This window comes from Chitinophaga sancti (assembly GCF_034424315.1).
In the GTDB taxonomy this organism is placed as follows: Bacteria; Bacteroidota; Bacteroidia; order Chitinophagales; family Chitinophagaceae; genus Chitinophaga; species Chitinophaga sancti.
Window position 1 is genome coordinate 5,329,224 of the sequence record NZ_CP139972.1, and the last position, 20,204, is coordinate 5,349,427.

12 protein-coding genes and 1 tRNA gene are annotated in these 20,204 nt (G+C 43.3%); 6 read left to right on the forward strand and 7 right to left on the reverse strand.

Annotated features, from left to right (window positions below; translation table 11 throughout):
- The first annotated feature begins 5 nt into the window (after positions 1 to 5).
- A complete protein-coding gene (locus U0033_RS20620; protein ID WP_072358679.1) occupies positions 6 to 1,097 on the forward strand; it encodes a family 10 glycosylhydrolase in 1,092 nt (363 codons plus the stop codon).
- Positions 1,098 to 2,970: 1,873 nt separating this feature from the next.
- On the opposite strand, the gene U0033_RS20625 is transcribed toward U0033_RS20620, so the two are convergent.
- From U0033_RS20625 to U0033_RS20645, 5 genes are all read right to left on the reverse strand, one after another.
- Positions 2,971 to 5,421 carry a glycoside hydrolase family 31 protein gene (locus U0033_RS20625; RefSeq protein ID WP_072358680.1) on the reverse strand — a complete coding sequence of 817 codons (2,451 nt, stop codon included), beginning with the start codon at positions 5,419 to 5,421 and terminating at the stop codon, positions 2,971 to 2,973.
- A gap of 57 nt (positions 5,422 to 5,478) precedes the next feature.
- Positions 5,479 to 7,029, reverse strand: coding sequence for a RagB/SusD family nutrient uptake outer membrane protein (locus tag U0033_RS20630; RefSeq protein ID WP_072358682.1), 1,551 nt, complete (start codon positions 7,027 to 7,029; stop codon positions 5,479 to 5,481).
- Between the two features lie 23 nt (positions 7,030 to 7,052).
- Positions 7,053 to 10,007: a SusC/RagA family TonB-linked outer membrane protein gene (locus U0033_RS20635; protein WP_072358684.1), complete on the reverse strand. Its 2,955-nt coding sequence runs from the start codon at positions 10,005 to 10,007 to the stop codon at positions 7,053 to 7,055.
- Between the two features lie 383 nt (positions 10,008 to 10,390).
- The gene (locus U0033_RS20640; RefSeq protein ID WP_072358686.1) at positions 10,391 to 11,995 is read right to left on the reverse strand and encodes a DUF6377 domain-containing protein; all 1,605 of its coding nucleotides are present in this window, start codon (positions 11,993 to 11,995) and stop codon (positions 10,391 to 10,393) included.
- A gap of 55 nt (positions 11,996 to 12,050) precedes the next feature.
- Complete coding sequence (locus U0033_RS20645; protein WP_072358688.1) at positions 12,051 to 13,091, reverse strand: helix-turn-helix transcriptional regulator; 1,041 nt, start codon at positions 13,089 to 13,091, stop codon at positions 12,051 to 12,053.
- A 301-nt stretch (positions 13,092 to 13,392) separates the two neighbouring features.
- Between U0033_RS20645 and U0033_RS20650 the strand changes: the two genes are divergently transcribed.
- Positions 13,393 to 13,944: a hypothetical protein gene (locus U0033_RS20650; RefSeq protein WP_072358690.1), complete on the forward strand. Its 552-nt coding sequence runs from the start codon at positions 13,393 to 13,395 to the stop codon at positions 13,942 to 13,944.
- A gap of 231 nt (positions 13,945 to 14,175) precedes the next feature.
- Here the strand turns inward: U0033_RS20650 and U0033_RS20655 are convergent, their stop codons facing one another.
- Positions 14,176 to 15,231 (reverse strand): DNA polymerase beta superfamily protein, encoded by a 1,056-nt coding sequence (locus U0033_RS20655; RefSeq protein WP_072358691.1) that lies wholly within the window; start codon positions 15,229 to 15,231, stop codon positions 14,176 to 14,178.
- Complete coding sequence (locus U0033_RS20660; protein WP_072358692.1) at positions 15,221 to 15,985, reverse strand: nucleotidyltransferase domain-containing protein; 765 nt, start codon at positions 15,983 to 15,985, stop codon at positions 15,221 to 15,223. Before U0033_RS20660 ends, U0033_RS20655 begins: the two co-directional genes overlap by 11 nt.
- A 601-nt stretch (positions 15,986 to 16,586) precedes the next feature.
- On the opposite strand from U0033_RS20660, the gene U0033_RS20665 reads away from it, so the two are divergent.
- The 4 genes from U0033_RS20665 to U0033_RS20680 all read left to right on the forward strand — a co-directional run bounded on the left by U0033_RS20665 (position 16,587) and on the right by U0033_RS20680 (position 20,200).
- A tRNA-Ile gene (locus tag U0033_RS20665) sits at positions 16,587 to 16,659 on the forward strand.
- A gap of 50 nt (positions 16,660 to 16,709) precedes the next feature.
- On the forward strand, positions 16,710 to 17,195 hold the full coding sequence (locus U0033_RS20670) for a ribonuclease H-like YkuK family protein (RefSeq protein WP_072358694.1): 486 nt from the start codon (positions 16,710 to 16,712) through the stop codon (positions 17,193 to 17,195).
- A 520-nt stretch (positions 17,196 to 17,715) separates the two neighbouring features.
- Complete coding sequence (locus tag U0033_RS20675; RefSeq protein ID WP_072358699.1) at positions 17,716 to 19,350, forward strand: carboxylesterase/lipase family protein; 1,635 nt, start codon at positions 17,716 to 17,718, stop codon at positions 19,348 to 19,350.
- Between the two features lie 100 nt (positions 19,351 to 19,450).
- Entirely contained in the window at positions 19,451 to 20,200 is a 750-nt protein-coding gene (locus U0033_RS20680; RefSeq protein WP_072358701.1) for a hypothetical protein, read from the forward strand.
- The last annotated feature ends 4 nt before the right edge of the window (positions 20,201 to 20,204 follow it).

Genomic DNA, 20,204 nt, shown 5'->3' on the forward strand with positions numbered 1-20,204 from the left:
ATACTATGAATAAACGTAACTTTCTTAAATCAGTAGGTCTCGGCAGCGTAGCCATGATGGGCGCCGGCCTCCCCTCTATTGTGAAAGCAGAAAAAGCTGCTGCTGCAGGAACTGCTGCTACTAAAATCAAACACCGTGTCTGGATCAATCCCGATGAAAAGGATACTGATGCAGACATTCGTCAACGCTATGCTGCTTATAAAAAAGCAGGTATCGGAGATATCATGTTCGAGGCAGACAGCGAAAGGCATTTTAGAATTGCAAAGGAGCATGGTATCAAAGCACATCGCTGGATCTGGACGATGAACAGGGGAGAGAAAGAACTGCTGGCGAGTCATCCGGAGTGGTACGCAAAAAATCGTAAAGGTGAAAGTTGTGCAACACATCCTCCCTATGTTGATTACTATCGCTGGCTATGTCCAAGCAAACCTGAGACAATTAATTATTTGAAAGAGCAGGCAGAAGCTGTGTTGTCAAAGGATTATGTAGATGGATTGCATTTGGATTATGTGCGATATTGTGATGTAATCCTGCCTGTTAACCTGTGGAGCAATTATGGAATTGATCAGTCCAAAGAATTGGCTGATTATGATTTCTGCTATTGCGAGACTTGCAGAAGTAAATATAAAGAGCTGCATGGTAAGGACCCACTGGAATTGCAACATCCTGATCAGAGTCCGTCCTGGCGTAAGTTTAGGTATGATCGTATTACCAATGTGGTAACTAATCTGGCAGGGGTAGCCAGGAAACATAAGAAACCAATTTCTGCGGCGGTGTTTCCGACACCTGAAATTGCAAAACGTATTGTAAGACAGGATTGGACGAATTGGCCATTGAATGCTGTGTGTCCGATGATCTATCATGGATTTTATCAGGAAGATGTGAACTGGATCGGAGATGCGGTAGCTGAGGGAATGAGGGGATTGGATGGCCGCTTCCCATTATTTGCGGGTTTATATTTGCCGGATTTCAATGGTAATATGGATGATTTAGAGAAGGGTGTAAGGTTGGCATTAAAGAATGGGGCATCTGGAGTATCACTGTTTGGCGGCGTGACGCCGGAGGTGTTGGCGGCTTTGCAAAAAGCTAGTGTTTAGTTTAGTGATTTTGTTGAATTGTCTTTAGATTTTTGTCTTTAAATATTTGAGTTTGATATTTGAGTTTGGTTTGATGTCGCGATGACGATTGACAGCTGATGTTTCACTGTTGATAAACATTTGATCATGCATCCTTATCAGCTGATATTGAATTGAAGTTATCACATACGGTAATGCTTTATCATTTTATTTTTGACAACTCATCGTCAACTTACATCTGATATTGTATTGGGGTTATCACATGTGTTTATGCTTTATCATTTTACATTTGGCAATGCATCGTCATTTTATTTTTGACAACTCATCTTACATCTGATATTGTATTGAGGTTATCACATGCGTTAATGCTTTATCATTTTATTTTTGACAACTCATTGTCATTTTACATCTAACATTGTATTGGGGTTTCACATCTAATATCATACAATTCCATTCGGTAATAAGACCGGGAATCCTTTCAGATCCCCGGTTTTTTATTACCGATGTGAATCAAACGTTAAGTCAAAAGCCAGGACTAGCCTTTGCTGTACTAAACATGAGCCTTTGTAACTAATCTTAAATCTCAATCATGGCACAAACGAAAATTTCTTTTTCATTGATCACTTTATAATTACATAGCTAATACTAAAATCCTTTAAAATCAGAGGCCAGGAATGGCCCCCGCTTATAAGTCCTCGATATTTTTATTATGTACGGTATTACACTAAATATAGACACATCCTCACACCAAAAATGGTGTAAGGGTTTCCTAGATATGCTTGTATGAACCCCATAATATTCTATTGAAAATGTTTTCTAATAGTGAATACTAAAAACTACCGGGTACTAAAATTAGTCTCCGGGTTGACATAACATATTATCCCCTATTGAAAAGAATAACTTTATTAGAACTCATTTCACAAATAGGCATTTCCAATTGATAATCAATACATAAACAATAATTATGAAATGAGTCTAGAAAAAGAATAACCTTACCAGATTACCCTCCCAAAAAATTTCCATCTAATACAATTCTATCACTCTCCAACTCCCTCAAAAAGAACACTCCATCGACTACAACCCAATCATCCTCAACTTCCCTCAAAAAGAACACCCTCATATACCACAATCCCATCCCCCTGCACCCCCCAAAAAGAACACTCCATCTACCACAACGTTATTCTCAACTTCCCTCAAAAAAAACGCCCTCATCTACCCCCTACAACTTCCCTCAAAAAATAAAAACCCGCAATTACCCCATCACCTCAAATCATTCACCCACCTATATTCCATGTCATCCAATAAAATTCAATAAATTGCCAGGCTTCAGGAATAAAGCCCGGAGTTATGGATTTTGTTAAGCTGTTGTTCTATGTCAAAACAATTATGAAAACGTCTATCTATTAACCCAAAAACAAAACCTCCATTTATTAACCCAAAATCAAAACATTTTCTACAGCATCAACAGACAATAAGGCACCATCCTTAACTTTCAAAAAAAGTTAAAAACCAGGCATCAGGAATAATTCCCGGGATATTTTTAAAGCTATACCCTATTTAAATTCACCAGATTTGAAATAGCATACCCATAATGAAAGCTCTTTCCTGAAGCGCTTATTAGGTACACAATATGAAGTAGGATTTTTTGAATTTTCAGAATACTGCTGTGTCATCTCTTACATAGGTTTGGTTAACAATGAATAATCTTACAATACTAATTTACACCCCTCTTTCCGGTTTTCCTCGTACCATTTCGTTCATTCTTATCCGTTGCCGTTCAATCTGTTCATTCATATAAAAAAAAGACCGGCCAGTGCAAACTGGCCAGCCGTTAATTTTGCCCGCTCCCGGTGGAGGCAACCAATATCTACCCCCAACCGGGTAACAGGCTGCATCAAAATTCCACCACAATCCTATCCGCACTATTTTTTATGCTCAGTGCCTGCACCCGGCAAACAGCTGTTGTGGCATACCCACCCTGTGGATCAAAACGGGAAATAGGAGAGAGAAAACTGATGCGTGAAGATTGTAAAGATTGTACCGAACCATTCACCTTCACCTGCTGCAATTGCCCCAAACCATGAAATATCAGACTGATATTATTAAACTTTGACGTATAGCTGCCCTCCACCTTATCAAAGATCAACCCACCATCATAACGTATCACCCTTTTATAATAAACACCTTTCTCATAATCATATGTCTGCCCATCATCTTCATAATAAGTAATCGCATTGGCAGTATCACCCTTATATACATGCAAGTACAAAGTGTCACCCGGCCGTTCCGCCGTTGTCTGTACCAAAGACTGCATCGGTACTATACTACCCGCTTTTACATATACCGGCAACTCATGCATCCCCAATGTATTCACCTTTATCTGCCCTCCTGCTACCTGCTCATCCGTGTACAAATCATACCATCCCCCTGCCGGAAAATAAATCGCTCCATACTGCTGGTTACTCTCAAACGGCGCAATCATAAATGCATCACCCAACTGAAACTGCTGCTGAAATCGACTATCATACACCCGTGCATCATCCGTATAATTAATTGCCAATGAACGCATCACCGGCAATCCCTTCTCTATCGCCTCATAAAAAACACTATAGATATAAGGCAACAAACGATACCGCAGGTTGATATAATTGCGCGATACCTCCAGCGCCTCTTCCCCAAATGCCCAGGGCTCAGCTGACCTGGTATTCACCGCCGTATGATTTCTGAAATAAGGCAGAAACGCACCCACTTGCATCCATCTTGTATACAATCCTACCGAAGCATTCCCCGTAAATCCACCAATATCCATCCCTGTAAATGCAACACCACTAAGACCCAGGCTATTCATGATGCGCACACCCGCCAGCATATGGTCATCCTCCGCCCTGTTATCCCCGGTCCAGATGGCAGAATAACGTTGCAAACCCGCATAACCAGCCCTTGTGAGTATAAATGGCCGCTTGTGCATCGCCGCCCTCGCCCCCTCATAACTCGCCCTTACCATCTCCAGAGCATATACGTTATGCACCTGCCGATGCGTTGTTCCATGTCCGTCAAAATCAAACAACACATTATCCGGCATCTTCTGCCCCCAAGTCGCAATCTCATTCATATCATTCCAAAAACCGGCTACCCCCACATCTACATATGACCTCAATTGCCGCTTCCACCATTCACGCCCCTGCTCATTTGTAAAATCAGGAAAGTGACACCAACCCGGCCATACCTGCCCGGTATACAATTGCCCATCTACATATTTGATGAACACATTATCCTGCACACCACTCTCATATGCCGCATATCCCTTCTCTACCTTTATTCCCGGATCATTGATAACTGTCAGCTCAAAACCCTGCTGCTTCAGTTTACTCACCAACCCCGCCGGGTCAGGAAACCGATCCTTATCCCAGGTGAACAATTTATACGCATCCATATAATGGATATCCAGCGTAATCCCGTCAGCAGGTATTTTCTTCTCCCTCAATGTCTGCGCAATACGCAACACCTCCTGATCAGGATAATAACTATACCTGTTTTGCTGATATCCCAGGCTCCACAATGGCGGCATATGCATCCTCCCGGTCAATCCTGTATAAGCCTGAATTATACCCGCTACCGAAGGGGCATGTATAAAGTAATAATTCATCTCACCACCTCTCGCCGCAAACGATGAAAACCGGTTATTGCTCGCACCAAAATTGAAATCAGACTGGTAAGTATTATCCAGAAAAATTCCATATTCCAGTCCATGATGAATCCCTATGTAGAAAGGAATCGTACTATACAATGGATCCTGATCCGTCCTGTATCCAAATACATCCGAGTTCCAGTTTGTATACGCGTTACCTGTTCTGTCCAGTGGTCCGTTCTTTTCTCCCAGTCCAATGAAGCGTTCTTCCGGCTGCATTTTCCTGTAAGCCGTCACGGTATTATCCACCCATGATGTCGTCAATCCGTTTTCTTCTTCGTTGATGGGCTTTCCATCCGGGGTATAAAAAGAAATGGAGAAAGGCCGCTTACTAATGCGTGCTTGTATAAGCCTGGTTGTTATGGAAATCTGTTCGCCGACTTCCCTAATCACCGCTGCAACAGAAGATGGCCTGGCCACCACCGCATAAGAAAAATCATCTCCCAGCGGCTGTCTGTCCATTCTTACCCTGATCACGCTATCATTGTATACGCTTATCTGTACATAAGCATGTGTGGTAGTAAAGCTCACCTGATCTTTGCCAATACGCACCTGTTTTACATCGCCTGCATTCACAACACCATGCTGGGCAAAAAGCGCCCTGTTGCCTGATAGCGCCATCAACACTACCATAGCAATCCAAACTAATCTGTTCATATGATGACTTTAACAACATCAGCTAACGGCTACAGTACCGTCAGCTGATGTTTGTGATTAATAACCTGCGTTTTGAACCAGGTTCTTATTAACCGAGAGGTCGCTGGTGGGAATTGGGAATAATAAATATTTAGGATTATCGGCGGGTTTCAACTGCCATGTATCGAGGAACTTGCCAAAGCGGATCAGATCCTGCCTGCGCCAGCCTTCCCAGTACATTTCACGGCCTCTTTCATCGATCAGGTTATCAAGGGTCAGCGATGCAAATACGGTCGCACCACGTTTTACACGCAGTTCATTTACGATTACCAATGCACCTGCTGCATCTCCTGTACGCAGCATCGCTTCTGCCTTCATCAGCAATACATCTGCATAACGCAGAAATACATAATCATTACTTGCATTGTTTGTATTCCTGGATTCATCAGATGTCAGGTCCGGCGGGTATTTCACTACACGTATACCGCTTACTTCGAGTGTAGCAGGATCTGTTTCCTGCAATTTCACCTCTTTTGTAAAAATGAGCGGATGCCCCTTTCTATCCTGTAATACTTTACCACCAGCACCATATTGTTGCCCTATCAGAAAACCTACTTTCAGACCTGTTACATCCGTTACGCCAGGATAATCACCACCCCTGCGGGTGTCGCTCACTTCAAACTTATCATAGAAATCAGAGATCGTTGTGAAACCATTCCATCCGCTTGGATCCTGGTTATAGTGCAGGGTAGGAGCCCAGTGGCAGTAAGCGTTGTTACCACCACGGGAGCTGGCAGTGCTAATACCAGGACCATTGCGCTGGGTGAAGATATTTTCAGTACCTATCACATCATTGTTATAGGCAAAATTGGCAAAGAAATTATTTGTCAGGTGGTACTTTCCGGAGGCAATGATCTGATCGGCCAATGCTATCACCTTTTGCATGTCAGCGGCGTCGAAGGTGGGCGCTTGCCTGTTCAGGAATGCACCTCTGTTCAGATACGTTTTCATGAGCAGTGCCCTGGCGCCATTTTTATTTGCCTGATATGCTTTTGCACTATCTGACAATATGGGAATAATGGCTTCCAGTTCGCCGATAATATAATCAGCCGCTTCATTTGCTTTCAATACTTTAGGCACATTCAGCAAGGTATCTCCCGGGTTACGGAAAGGTACCTGCCCCCAGCCATCAAGGGTGGCAAACATTGAGAATGCACGTATAAAACGGGCTTCTGCTGCCTGACTTTCACTGGGATGGAAATTAAGTACGTTCGTGGCCAGGAACTGTAACTGGAGAATTGCCGTAAACGAATTACCAACAAAGGTATGGTCAGAATTCCAGTTATGCAGTTTCAGTGCACGCCATACACCGTTATCGTCCCAGTCGCCACCACGGGTAGGCGCAACCGCCTCGTCAGATGTCATTTCACATAATGCCCAATAGTTGGATTGGTCCTGAAAAGGCAGTTGAAGCCCGTCATAAGCTGTCACCAACAGTGAAGCCACTTTGATTACGGAATCTGCCTGGGTCTTGGTGATAGTGGAACCTAGTTTCTCATCGAGTTTCGTACAGGACGCCATTCCACCTATTACCAGTACTAATATGATATATGCTATTTTGGATCGCATGTCAGTAATTTTTGATCAGTGATTTATAAGGAGAAATTGATACCAGCGAGGATGCTCCTTGCTGTTGGATAAGGTGAGTATTCAATACCCATAGATGTAACCCCATTGATGTTTTTATCGGTGTTTACTTCAGGATCAAATCCGGTATATTTGGTAATGATAAAGAGGTTCTGACCTGTCAGGTAAATAGATGCTCCTTTTACCACCTTTCCGATATTTCCGATCTTATAACTGAGTGTGATGTTGTCCATCTTCATGAAATTACCTTTCTCCAGGTAACGGCTGGATACTGTAATCGGGTTGGACAAAGCCTCTTTAGACCCCACCAGTTTGGCCGCAATGTTCCTGGACCCCAGGTTGCCGATAGGCAATACTGTATTGGCAGTATTATTATAAATATCAAAGCCAAAGGCACCGTGCATATTCACACCCAGTGTCCAGCTTTTGTAATTAACAGAGGTAATGATCCCCATCATGGTCTTAGGATTGGGTTGCCCCAGAAAGTACATGCTGTTACCATTATCCTTGTATATGCCCTGACCATTGTCGTCAAAGCCCTCAAACTGCCGTACATAAAAAGAGTTCAAAGGCATGTTGTTCACGAGGCGCTGCGCGTAAGCATTAGATGCACCCTGCCCACTGATAGAACCTGTGAGCACCGGAGGGCCATCGTAGTTTTTCAGTTCATTGCGCAGGAAAGTCGCGTTCACACCCAGATCCCAGGTGAAATCTTTGGTAGCCACCACATCGCCACGCAGAACGATTTCAAACCCTTTATTGATCACATTTGCTGGCAGGTTTATCCAGTAATTGGATGCAGGTGCCGGCTGAATAGCAGGGAAATTGAAGAGCAGGTTCGTTGTATTCTTATTAAAATAATCCACGCTACCATACAATCTGCCATTAAAGAAAGCATAGTCAATACCTGCATTCAGCTGTTTGGAACTTTCCCATTTCAGATTAGGATTTGCCACGTTGCTCAGACTTGCCCCTCCGTTGGAATTGAGCGTATATTGTTCCTGTGCAGCGCCGGCAGGGAATTCCTGGTTACCGGTAATACCCCAGCCTACACGTAATGAAAGTTGAGAAACGGTCTTATTATCTTTCAGGAAAGCTTCGTTGGCGATGTTCCATTTTGCAGCGAAAGATGGGAAGTAACCATATTTATTGTTTTCCCCGAACTTGCTGGAACCATCTGCTCTCAGGGTAGCTGTCAACAGGTATTTATCGAAAAAGTTCAGGTTAGCCCTGCCGAAAAAGGATTGCAGTTCTGACTTCGGATTTCTGAAAGAAGAAATAAATGTATTGGTTTGAATTGGGTTTTGTAGGATATCTACATACTTCAGCGCGTCCGTTGAGAAACCCAGGCCCCCCATGCTACGCCCTTTATAATTAAACTGCTGGCTTTCATAACCAACTACAGCACTGAGGAACATGGCTTTGGTCACCTGCTTATTATAATTCAGTGTGTGGGTGAACAACTGAGAAGTAAGGGTATTCACCCCATAATAAGCCTGCCCGTTGTCCATCACATTTGGGATATTAATAAAAGAGGCGATCTGTGTTTCTCTTTCACCCACCTGGTGATTGATACTATAAACAAAACGATACTCCAGATCATCAGTGATTTTGATATAAGGAGAGATGTTCGCCAGGATACTATTGACATTTACATCATCATCATATGCCGCGGACATCGCTTCCGGATTAATAGCAGATCCCTTTCCTAATATATTGAAAGAACCATCTGCTTTACGGAGTGCAAGCGTAGGATTCCATTGCAAGGCCTGACCAATGAGGCTGCCTGTAAAACCAGCGTCGTTGGTAATAGGTGCAATCTGTTCTGTAGTATGTGCCGCCTGAACAGAGTAGTCAACCCCTATCCTTTGGTTGTCCAGGAGTTTGAACTGACCATTTAAGTTAGCTGTATACTTTCTCAAACCGGTTTTCTTTACAATACCCTGCTGATCGAGCATACCAAAGGAAGCACGGTATACACCATTGTCATTTCCACCGCTGAGGCCCACATTTACATTGTGTGTGATACCTGTACGCAGAATGCTGTTCATAGGATCTACGCTACTACCTTCATCGCCGGCAGTAAGGTTATATTGTTTCAGGGCTGATCTGTAACCCGCGGCATCCAGTACATCCAGCTTTTTCAGGATACTGCTGGCACCGGCAGAATAGTTGAGATCCAGTTTGGGAGGTCCGGATTGGCCTTTTTTAGTAGTAATAATTACTACGCCATTGGCACCTCTGGCACCATAGATGGCGGTGGCAGATGCATCTTTCAATACATCCATAGACTGGATATCGAAGCTATTGATGAAATTCAGCGGATTGGCATCGGGCGTCTGACCCAGGCCATTTGCATTCACAGAGGGTTTTGCTGTACGGCCATCCAATGGCATCCCATCTACTACATATAAAGGTTGGTTACCTGTTCTTACAGAAGAGTTACCACGAATTCTTACAGTAGTAGCACCACCAGGAGCACCACTGTTATTCATGACCATGAGCCCTGCTACCTTTCCCAGGATCAACTGATCAGGGGCGGTAACAATCCCCTTGTTAAAATCGGCCGACTTGATCGAGACAACGGAACCTGTCAGGTCTTTTTTTCGGGTGGTACCATAACCTACTACGACCACATCAGTGAGGGTAGTGCTGGAAGGAACGAGTGAAATAGAAAACTGAGATTTCCCGGCGATAGCAACTTCCTGTTGATTATAGCCGATGAAAGAAATAACGAGGGTCGTGCCATTGGGGGGAACACTCAATTTAAAAGTACCATCTGCAATGGCAGTAGTACCAGTGCTCGTACCTTTTACCTGAATGGTAGCACCTGGAACCGGGCTGCCATTTTCGTCAGTTATTTTACCGGTGACGGGCCGGTTCTGGGCGCTGGCTATACCTGCTATTAGCAGCAACGACAAGCATATCAGCCGCACCTTACAAAACAGGAGAGTGGTCATAGATCAGTTTTTATTGGTTTGTGGAATATTGATGCCGTATGGAAATAATGAATGGAGGATACGGTCAGGCATGCTGACGTACTTAAGTCCATTGGGAAAAAAGAGAAAGAATAGTTTCAGTCTGTTAGTTAGCAGACTGACATCACGACTGTTTCTTTCATAAACTGGAATTCAAAAAATGCTGCGCGTCCGGGTCACTACAGGTTACAAAAACTACAACACAGGATTTGGTTGATAATTCAAAATAGAACTGATTAAAGAGGTGGGCAATTTATATGGCCCCTATATAGAAAATAAAGATTAAAATAGGTTTCATTTCATAACGAATAAGTTAAAAGTCAGATACTTACAAACGAATTATGAAATTATATATATAATGGTTATTATAGTGCTTTTATATCCATTAGCCGCTCTTCGAACTCCTCTTTTGGGATGATTGCCTTGTTCTTGATCTTGGTTTTGTAGGTGTAAATTGTATTAACAGAGTACTCCAGGATCTGGGCAATTTTTACGTTATCATTAATTCCGATCCTTATCAAAGCAAAAATACGAAGATCTGTATTGAGCAATTCATCTTCTTTTAGTTTTATCTGATCTTCCTCTTTAAAAAAGGAATTAAAAACAGTAACAAAGTTGGGGAAGATACGCAGGAAGATCCGGTCAAAATTCCTGAACAACTGTTCCCTTTCATCTTTCAGGTCTATATTATTAACAAGGTATTTGACCTCGCTATATTTATTATCTGATAATTTCTGGTCGGCCAGTTTCTTGAATTTCTTGATCTTGTCCAGGTAAGCAGAATTAATCTGGAAGCAATAACCGATATATTCTTCTTTGATTTTATTCGCTTCCATCAGTTTCTCGTTAATTTCCTGTTGAATGGCGTGCGCCGCTGTGATCGTTTGCTGGGCAGATTGTAACTTTTTATACTGCTTAAGGATAATAATAGCCAGCCATACCAAAGCCAGCAGGAGGAGGGTAACAATGGTAGCATATACGAACAGCATTTTTTTCTGTCCTTCTACCGTATTGATCTTCTCGCCTTCGATAATGGGGAGGATGGCACTTAACTGTACTTTTCTAAGTCGCGCACCATAAAACGAGGCATCGGCGACGGCATATTCTATGTACCGCGAGGCATTCTTTACATCCTGCTCTTTAAAAAGGAGGCTTGCCAGGATGAACATAGCAGTCGTTTCTTTCGTGCTGGATTGAATATCGGCCATCGCTGCGATGGTCATCATAATGATCGCACTATCTTTTTTGCCGGTACGAATAAAGATGTTTCCGAGTGAAGAAGTAGCAATCGCCGTTTGATGTACTGTAAGGTCTTTATGTGCTACGGCCAGGCGATAATAATAAGCTGCACTATCCAGGTTTCCTGCTTTCTGGTACAGCAAGCCATAATTATAGTCATAGCTGAAGCTATGAGGTTTAAAAAGTACCAGTGCTGAATCTATACAGGCACCTCCCAACCGTGTATATTCCGGTGCAAAATATTGGTCGCTGCTATAATCGGAAAGGTCATAGTAATACCGGCTCTTCAATGCATAATATTCAGCCCTGGCGCTATCCGGCAATTTGTGTACATCAATCACGGCCAGGTAATCACCAGTTTCCCTAAACATCCCTGAAGACAACAGCACAAACCCCAGTTTAACACCGGCATAATTAATACGGGCAGAATCCCTCATTTTCTCCGCCAGCGATTTTAGTTCCTGGGCATAGGCAAATGCAGAATCAAATTTGAAAACCTTGAATTGCTCGTATAGTTGCTGGCAGATCTCGAATTGTTCCCGTAGGGAGAGGGAATGTGTGCTGACCAGCTCAGCCCTCAGTAAATTGATCTGCCTGAGTTTATTTTCATCATACATGGAAGCCTGTTCAATAGTATGGTTCAACCGTTCCAGCAGGCTGTCATTTTGGGGAAAGGCATGGAGCAGCCCATAATGCATGAGCAAAAACAGCGAGATGATCTTACACTTCATTCGTTCAATTTTGTGGAATTGGGTGGAGTATGGTACTCCTAAGCACTACAATTATCTACGAAGCTGCGCCGGCCTCCTTATCTTCCTCATCGTAACCGGTTATTCCGTTTTTAAACTTCCAATATATGCGCTTTCTGAGACCTTCGGGTGACAGCACCCTCATTCCATCTCCATATCCCAGTATTTCTCTTTCGAGTTCCAGATTCAGCTGAACCTTGATTTTGATGACAATGCCATCTGACCTCGTCTCAACAATTTCCTGGGAATGGTGCATGGGTTTAGTAGCAATATAAGGCGCATGTTCCTGGCTAACAAATAGTTTTACATTCTTTGCACTTTTTTCACTGGAAACAGTCACGCCGACTACGTCATGGTAAAACTCCACAGGGGAGATACGGCCATTTTCTACATACAGCGCTTCCTGGCAAAAGCAGATAGATTCAATTCTATCCAGGGCCAGGTTCTGAATTTGTGCATTCTTATTTTTTACACCTACCGCAAACCACCTGTTCTTAAATTCTTTCAGCCACCACACATGGAACTCAAAGGTGCTTTCTGACCTGGCCTTGAATGACTGGTAGGTAATAGTAACTGCCTTCTGCTGGATGATCGATTGATAAACGATTTCCAGGTGTTCCAGCCCCTTGAGGCGCTCGTTCTTTTCAAAATCGATGACAGACTCTGTATGGTTAGCGGCAGAGTAAACGTGGTCTTCCAGCTTTTGTACCACTTCATTCAGATTGGTGAAATGGGAGAAACCCTTAAACTGTTTCAGGATTTCAACCGCTTCATTCATCCTTCCCAGATCCTGTTCACTGAGTGGAATATTCGTGATACTATAGTCAGCTTCTTCATATGTATAATACTTCTTTTCGACTACAATGATCGGTGCATTATATCCCAGTTTGTCGCTACGCATGGTTTGAATATCCGCCTGAACAGAGCGCCGGCTGATACCTTTGTCAATACCTTCATAATCGTACAGCGCATCGGATACAGCGTTTATCAGGTCTTCCAGAGTCCACCTCCTGCGGCGGTTTCTCAAGCAGGCATCAATGGTTTTATATCGGATCAAAGCATTCTTATTCGCGGGCATCTACAGGATATTTTTTCAAAAAGTAGGGAAAATAATTAATTGCGCAAAAAAACTGCGCAGTGGGTAATGACTTTTGTATTGTCATCTTAACAATAACGACAACACGAACTTTTACGGCCTTTCATCCATTTGGGAACCACGGTTCAATTTTTGGTTTGTTAATTTTAGGAGTGGCTTTTTCAAGCCGCTCTAATTTTTCCTTCTCCCGAAAAAATTCATAATCAACAACTTACATCTCCAAAAAACAAAACCCCTGTTTTCAGGGATTCTCAGGGATCGCAATCCGCACTACTTTTACATCATGATCAGGTACGGCAGTATAGCACTAGTAATCTTGGCCCTGGCTATTGGAGGCTATGTTTTACTTGCCTACAAATTCGACACCATTATAGTATATGACAGGGAAGCAGCATACACCACTGTTGGCCGACATCTGTCTGTACAGCCTGAATTTATGATCAATGCCAACCAGGAAGTGCGGGTGAATATCAACTTCGAAGATGTACACGAATCCGCCTTGCTGAAAAACCTGGAAGTAAGTCTTACACCAGCGGGAGACACCACTAAAACCATTCCGCTACTTTCTGTCACCGTCAGCGATTGCAATCCTGGTAAAGGAGCGACTACATTCACTGACCTTTCAGAAAACTGTAAGCTGCTGCAGCCCGGGTACTCTACTCCAACCAAATCTTTCACATTCGCCTTTGACGCGAATACCGTTCGCCGAAATGCTTATCTCGTCAGGATACGAGGTGACATTAATACTGATGGCAGCAATGCTGTAACTCCTTTCGCAAAGGAGATCAGTATCGAGAAGGAAACAGTGCTACGGGAAAGAAGTTGGTTGTTTTAAATCGATACGATTCCTATGCCTAATAAAAACCCGATTTTGAGATTATTCCAATCTATCCTATGACAACTACGCAGGTATTCTCTACTTTTCCTTCAATATCTGAACGGCGACCTGACCTGCCAGGGCGCCGTTCAGCCTGGTGGGCTCTCCCTTTCCAGGCAGCATTACCTCCCCGCTGCGGAATGCAGCATCCACAAACGACTTTTCCGCTATAGTTAAAGCATAATCCCATCATTGATAGAATGTTGTTCTGATTGTAACCAGTAATTCATTCGTTTTTACCTCATCCGGCATTTCTGGCAGATCAGATTTTGTATAAAGCTCCTCTATATGATCCAGTTTCTCATCTACCATCGCTAAGAGATCATTGTATTCAAAACCACCACCTTTTATTTTCAGCAGGAAGTCTCTGTCCGGTCTTTCTACAATCACTTTCTTATGAACCGCAATCTCCTCCGCCATATTCAACAGGCGAAAAGTATGCATCATATTCTTTGCATCATAGTTTTTACCATGAGAGAGCGTATTCTGAAAACGGGCATCGTTCCTGTTGTCCACCCATTCCAGGTATTCCCTGTATTCGCGGCAGTAAACAGAGTAGCCATCTTTGTTGAACTGCATGACAGCAACGGGAGAGAGGCCGTTCGGAATACTACTTACCCGCACATCGTTGGCATCCTCACCTGATACAATTCCTTTCAGAGATCCACCCGCCTCGTGGTAAACAAGATACACATCTCTAAAATGCGGTACACTGGTCAAACCACAATCTTCCTGTAAGTACTGATACTTCTCTAACCATGTAGCCAATGGAATGCTCCCATTTTCGTCAATAACATAACAGAATTCGGGTACAGCCTTTCTTACTTTCTCTGCAGGACGGTTGATCATTTTATTCAGTCCTTTCGCCTTTTTGATCTGCGACGCAGCATAACCAGCGAATGTATCCTTGCATAATTTAGAAAGGAAATCTTCAGGCTTAATCATCTCCATAAGCGGATGGCGGTATAATACACAGCTTTCCGGAGTACCCAGTAGTTCCAGGATATTAGGATTATTCTTTTGCAATAATTCCAGGAACCTGCCTATTTCAAAATAAACTTCATCGTTGGTTGCATTATAGACCTGTGGAGTATAGGTAAAACCATACAGCTCCCGTTGAGGTAAAACATAAATCCCTTTCAGATCTGTGTCTGAAGTGGCGGTATGCAGTTGCTGGGAGCGACTGCCGCTAATGGCCTTTAACAACAGGTGTTGTGGCTCATTCATTAATTGCTCAAAAGTCATAGTTACGGATATATTTTCTGAACAGCACATCCAGTTCAACGGTATTATTCTTCAATGGCAACAGGGAGGCCGCTTTTTCATTACAATACTGAATTGTATCAGCTATCCATTGTTGTAGGGGCATGACGGGAGAGATCAATGTCTTCTCATCTGCTGCCTGTTTTTGTATGAGCAATGCATCAATAGTTGCCTGCCATGCAGCATCGCTGATCAGCGTTCTTAGTATATGAAATTCCATGGGAGGAACTGCTCCTTTTTCTACAATCCACTTTGCAGCGAGTAAGGGTCGCAATGCATAGAAGTACTTTTTGATCCTGACCGTTTCACCCTGTAAGTCATTCTCAAAAGTGTTTTTAGCCATTGAAATATAGTGATGACAACCTGCCCGCTGAGAGAAATATTTCTCTGACAAGTTGAGTAATTCAGCCTTGAGATCCTCGTTGGGAATATAGTGTATAGGTGATTGCACCCATTCATACAATGGCGCATTTGACTTCAAAAAAAGCTGCAATGCCTTACGTAAATCCCAACCACCAATGTCGAGAATTTCATTTACAGGCAACTCAATTACATCTTTTCTTTCTGCTATACCCAGGTAGTCATTTAATGGACGGATGTAAATGAACCGAACATCAAAGTCGCTGTCAGGCGAAGCAAATCCCCATGCTCTACTACCTGACTCACAGGCATATATGATTTTTACGCCCTGACTTTTTTCAATCATTGACAATTTCTCTGCGATGATAGTTCTCATTTTATTTCTTGTATTTTCAGGTCAACAACATTTTAATTTTCTGTTAATTAGCTACAGGAAAGCAATTCAAGCTAAAAAAATATTTCAAAATATTTGTGTAGAATGAAAAAATTATTTCATCTTTGCACTGACAAAATTATTTAAACAATTCACATATGCAGCACCTCGTACTAAAAAATATAGACACAGTCGGTCCAGTGATCGGCGCCGTGCGCGGGGAGTGTTATGTAACGAAGTAGTACAATAAACTAATTCAATATAACAAGAGCCCTGCGAGAAATTGCAGGGCTTTTTTCATTTATAAACCGACAAAAACTAATACGCATGCAAATGCAGTTGATATCTATACAATTCACTATGCTGGCGGGTCTACACAGATCAGGCGAAGGGGTGACGTGTGCATACATATCAACAGATTGGAAACGTGCAGGTATTGGATTTGATGCGCTATTTGGTGATGATAGTAAAGGCAATAATGATAGCGAGCGCGAGCCGGAAATATATCAACGACCTAGTTATATCTGGACATAATTAAACATTATGTATTCAGTAAAAAGAACCCGGTCGTTATCAAACGGCCGGGTTTTTTATTGCCCCTTATTGGCCTGTGGCGCAATGGTTAGCGCAGTTGCCTTATACGCAAACGGTTACCAGTTCAAGTCTGGTCAGGTCAACAAACAAAAACATTAAAAAGAAAAACGCAAACAACAAACATGACGTAGCCATGGAAACTGTAAGAAGCTGGAGAAGGCTCAATGGAATGGAAATCATCAGCCCCATCGAAGAAGAAATTGAAAACGTACTGTCTGCCGAAAGTGGCGATGGCAATGCACTGAAAGTGTGCATCGGCACGGATAGTCAGAAGAAAGGAAAGATCGTGGAATTCGCCACCGTGATCGTTTTCCTGCGGAAAGGGAAAGGAGGATTCATGTATATATTAACTGATGCCTCCACCCACAAGATGAGTATAAAGGAAAGGATGCTCGCAGAAGTAGGCAAGAGTATAGAAGTTGCTTATTCACTGTGTCACCTCTTTACTAAATACGGTGTAGATATGGAGATACACGCTGACATCAATACGAATCCAGCTTTTAAAAGTAACGATGCGCTGAAAGAGGCAATGGGTTATATCACAGGAATGGGATTCTCTTTCCGGGCTAAACCACATGCTTTTGCAAGTACAAGTTGTGCGAATAAAATTGTTCATTAATCAATCTCAATACAATGATCTACCTAACTAACTTTATTTATGTAGACCTTAGTTCCGAAAGGGATGAAACAGTTGATAAACTTACTGCCAGGACCGGATCTGACCCCAGATCAACTGATGGATCCAAGCTGGCGCCAACAAGCACGCACTGGGGTGCAAGCCTTGTTGATAACGGTGGAGTACCAATGCCCGATGGGTATAGGACTCTACCTATCCCCAGGTGGTCTGGATAGCAGTTTATCAGGCAAGTAATTTCACTTCACCTTTAAAATAAGTGCTACTTATATGGTGCATGGTCTGAATTCCGGTTCCAATATTCCGTAAGATATTGGGCAGGAATTCAGGGCCTTTGCCAAAGCGAAATGATTGCCACCGATAATAATTTTGCTGCTGCTGCCAATGTAAACCATTGGAGTGGTAATTTTTTTTGCCTAAGAAAAGCATATACGCCGGCACGAAAGTTTATTTAAATCGCGTTCATTAATTACGTACTTTAAATCTACATTATAACCCGAGCAATATGAAAAGAGTTCTTTTGACACTAGGCGTGCTGGTACAATTGGCCTCTCTGAATTCATTTAGTCAGATAAAAGATCAGATCACCACTCATAATGGTGTCGTTCAGGGAGTACGGGAACCGGGATCCTCTATTTTAATCTTCAAAGGCATACCTTATGCCGCACCTCCAGTCGGCCCACTCAGGTGGAAAGAGCCACAACCGGCGAACAACTGGAAAGGCATTCGCAAAGCAGACCACTTTGGTCACAATGCCATGCAGAAAAACATTTTTGGCGATATGTCCTTCCGTTCTTCCGGTATGAGCGAGGATTGTCTCTACCTCAATGTATGGACACCTACCAAAACAGGTAAGGAAAAACTGCCTGTATTAGTTTATTTCTATGGCGGCGGCCTCGCTGCCGGCGATGGATCTGAACCTCGCTACGATGGTGCCAGTATGGCTAAAAAAGGTATTGTTGCCGTAACCATCAATTACCGCCTCGGTATCTTTGGTTTTTTCTCGCATCCAGACCTTACGAAAGAATCACCCCATCATACTTCTGGCAACTATGGCTACCTCGATCAACATGCAGCCCTGGAATGGGTACGTGACAACATCGCTGCTTTTGGTGGAGATCCTGCTAAAGTCACTATCGCGGGCGAATCTGCCGGCTCTATATCCGTATCCGTACAAATGGCCTCCCCACTGTCCAAAGAACTCATTGCAGGTGCAATAGGGGAAAGCGGCGCTGCCATCAACCCAACCCTGTACCCGGTTCCCCTGGAAGAAGCGGAAACACACGGTACAGCATTCGCGGAAAAAATGAATGCCAATACACTGGAAGCCCTCAGGGCTATTCCTGCTGAAAAACTGCTGGATTCTGTATTTTCAGTGGCGACACCTTATTCCTCCGCTACGATCGATGGTTACCTCATTCCCCGCTCTCTGCCTGAAATCTTTGAAGCAGGCGAGCAGGCAAAGGTTCCCCTGCTGGTAGGATGGAACTCCGCAGAAGTGCCCTTCCAGGCTATCATGAGAGCAGAAGCACCTACTCCTGATAACTATAAAAAGGTACTGAACCAGACCTTTGGCGATAAAGCTGCCGGAATACTGGAATTGTACCCGGCCGGTAGCGAAGAAGAAACCATCCGCTCTGCCACCGCATTAGCCAGCGATCGTTTTATCGTCTACAGCACCTGGAAATGGGCAGACCTTCAGGCTAAAACCAGTGGTCAGCCAGTATACAGGTATGTATTTTCACGGATCCGTCCGGCTATGACCCCTAAAATGGGCAATGCAACCCCAGGCCTGGCCGGTGGCGTTCAGAAAGGAAACAATGCCAAACCTGCACCACCTAAATACCCTGCCGTTGGCGCCTCCCACGCATCCGAAATTGAATATGCCCTCGGCAACCTGTATAGCAATAAAGTATATGCCTGGACTGCCGACGACAACAAAGTATCCGCAACCATGCTGGATTACTTTGCTAATTTCATTAAAACAGGCAATCCAAATGGCAATGGCCTACCAGAATGGCAACCCATCCTCAAAGACAGTAAGCAGATCCACTATATGGATATCAATGTGAAGAGCGAGCTGAAAACAGATACTTACAGAGCCAGATACCTATTCTTAGATAAGTTGTACATGAAATAAAAAGAGGCCGTATTGAAAGTAACTGATGGAAAGAGATCTCATTTATTGAATTCTCAGGCTATTCAGATCACTTTTGATACGGCCCCTTTATCTTCGCGCCATGAAATTCCTCTACCTGCTGCCTTTCTTTGGAATCCTCATAGCCTGTGGACACACTTCCAGCCCTCCGGAAGAAGTGTTCTCCTTCGATTATGAACTGCTGGAAACCCTATACCATCAGAGCGATTCTGTCATTGTACACGGCGATACCGTAGAGACGATTAGTTACGCTTTGGATACAACGGCCATACAAACCGGCATTTTTGCCTATATGCAGCACGATTTTGAGATTTATGCTCCTCCAAAGTTGATTATCCTCACAAGAAGAGCACAGGCGCTAAAAAGCCAGGGAAAAGATGTTACAGATGCATTCAGGGAAATAATAGCAGACTACCCCGCCGAACTGGAAGAACGCCTCTATGAAACTTCAGACATGAATGATTATTGCCAGATTTCTGTCAATACCGCCATGCTGGGGGCTTATGCGAATGAGCAAGTCAATGAGATCGACTCGGCTATCAATATCTTAAAACCACAATTGGATAATGTGGAATCCTGGAGCTCGAGAATCCACGAAATGTACATCCGGCTATGTGTTAAACGCTATGGAAGGGAAAGAGTGATACAGGAGCTGGAAAACTGCAAAGCAACCCTACAGCATACAAACACCCAGCCTGAAATTGCCGAATGGACGGTGACTGTATTTGGAGCAAGGATAGGGGATACAGGTATGAATGGAATGACTCCCGAAGAAGCAGATGCTTCTATCAATGAAATAGTGATCAATGATATTTGCAAACTGGTGAATTAATTCA

Coding starts and splice junctions, on each gene's coding strand:
- U0033_RS20635 (WP_072358684.1), bottom strand. CDS start 10,007: ATGACCACTCTCCTGTTTTGTAAGGTGCGGCTGATATGCTTGTCGTTG.
- U0033_RS20640 (WP_072358686.1), bottom strand. CDS start 11,995: ATGAAGTGTAAGATCATCTCGCTGTTTTTGCTCATGCATTATGGGCTG.
- U0033_RS20680 (WP_072358701.1), top strand. CDS start 19,451: ATGAAATTCCTCTACCTGCTGCCTTTCTTTGGAATCCTCATAGCCTGT.
- U0033_RS20650 (WP_072358690.1), top strand. CDS start 13,393: ATGATCAGGTACGGCAGTATAGCACTAGTAATCTTGGCCCTGGCTATT.
- U0033_RS20625 (WP_072358680.1), bottom strand. CDS start 5,421: ATGAACAGATTAGTTTGGATTGCTATGGTAGTGTTGATGGCGCTATCA.
- U0033_RS20670 (WP_072358694.1), top strand. CDS start 16,710: ATGGAAACTGTAAGAAGCTGGAGAAGGCTCAATGGAATGGAAATCATC.
- U0033_RS20620 (WP_072358679.1), top strand. CDS start 6: ATGAATAAACGTAACTTTCTTAAATCAGTAGGTCTCGGCAGCGTAGCC.
- U0033_RS20675 (WP_072358699.1), top strand. CDS start 17,716: ATGAAAAGAGTTCTTTTGACACTAGGCGTGCTGGTACAATTGGCCTCT.
- U0033_RS20660 (WP_072358692.1), bottom strand. CDS start 15,985: ATGAGAACTATCATCGCAGAGAAATTGTCAATGATTGAAAAAAGTCAG.
- U0033_RS20655 (WP_072358691.1), bottom strand. CDS start 15,231: ATGACTTTTGAGCAATTAATGAATGAGCCACAACACCTGTTGTTAAAG.
- U0033_RS20645 (WP_072358688.1), bottom strand. CDS start 13,091: ATGCCCGCGAATAAGAATGCTTTGATCCGATATAAAACCATTGATGCC.
- U0033_RS20630 (WP_072358682.1), bottom strand. CDS start 7,029: ATGCGATCCAAAATAGCATATATCATATTAGTACTGGTAATAGGTGGA.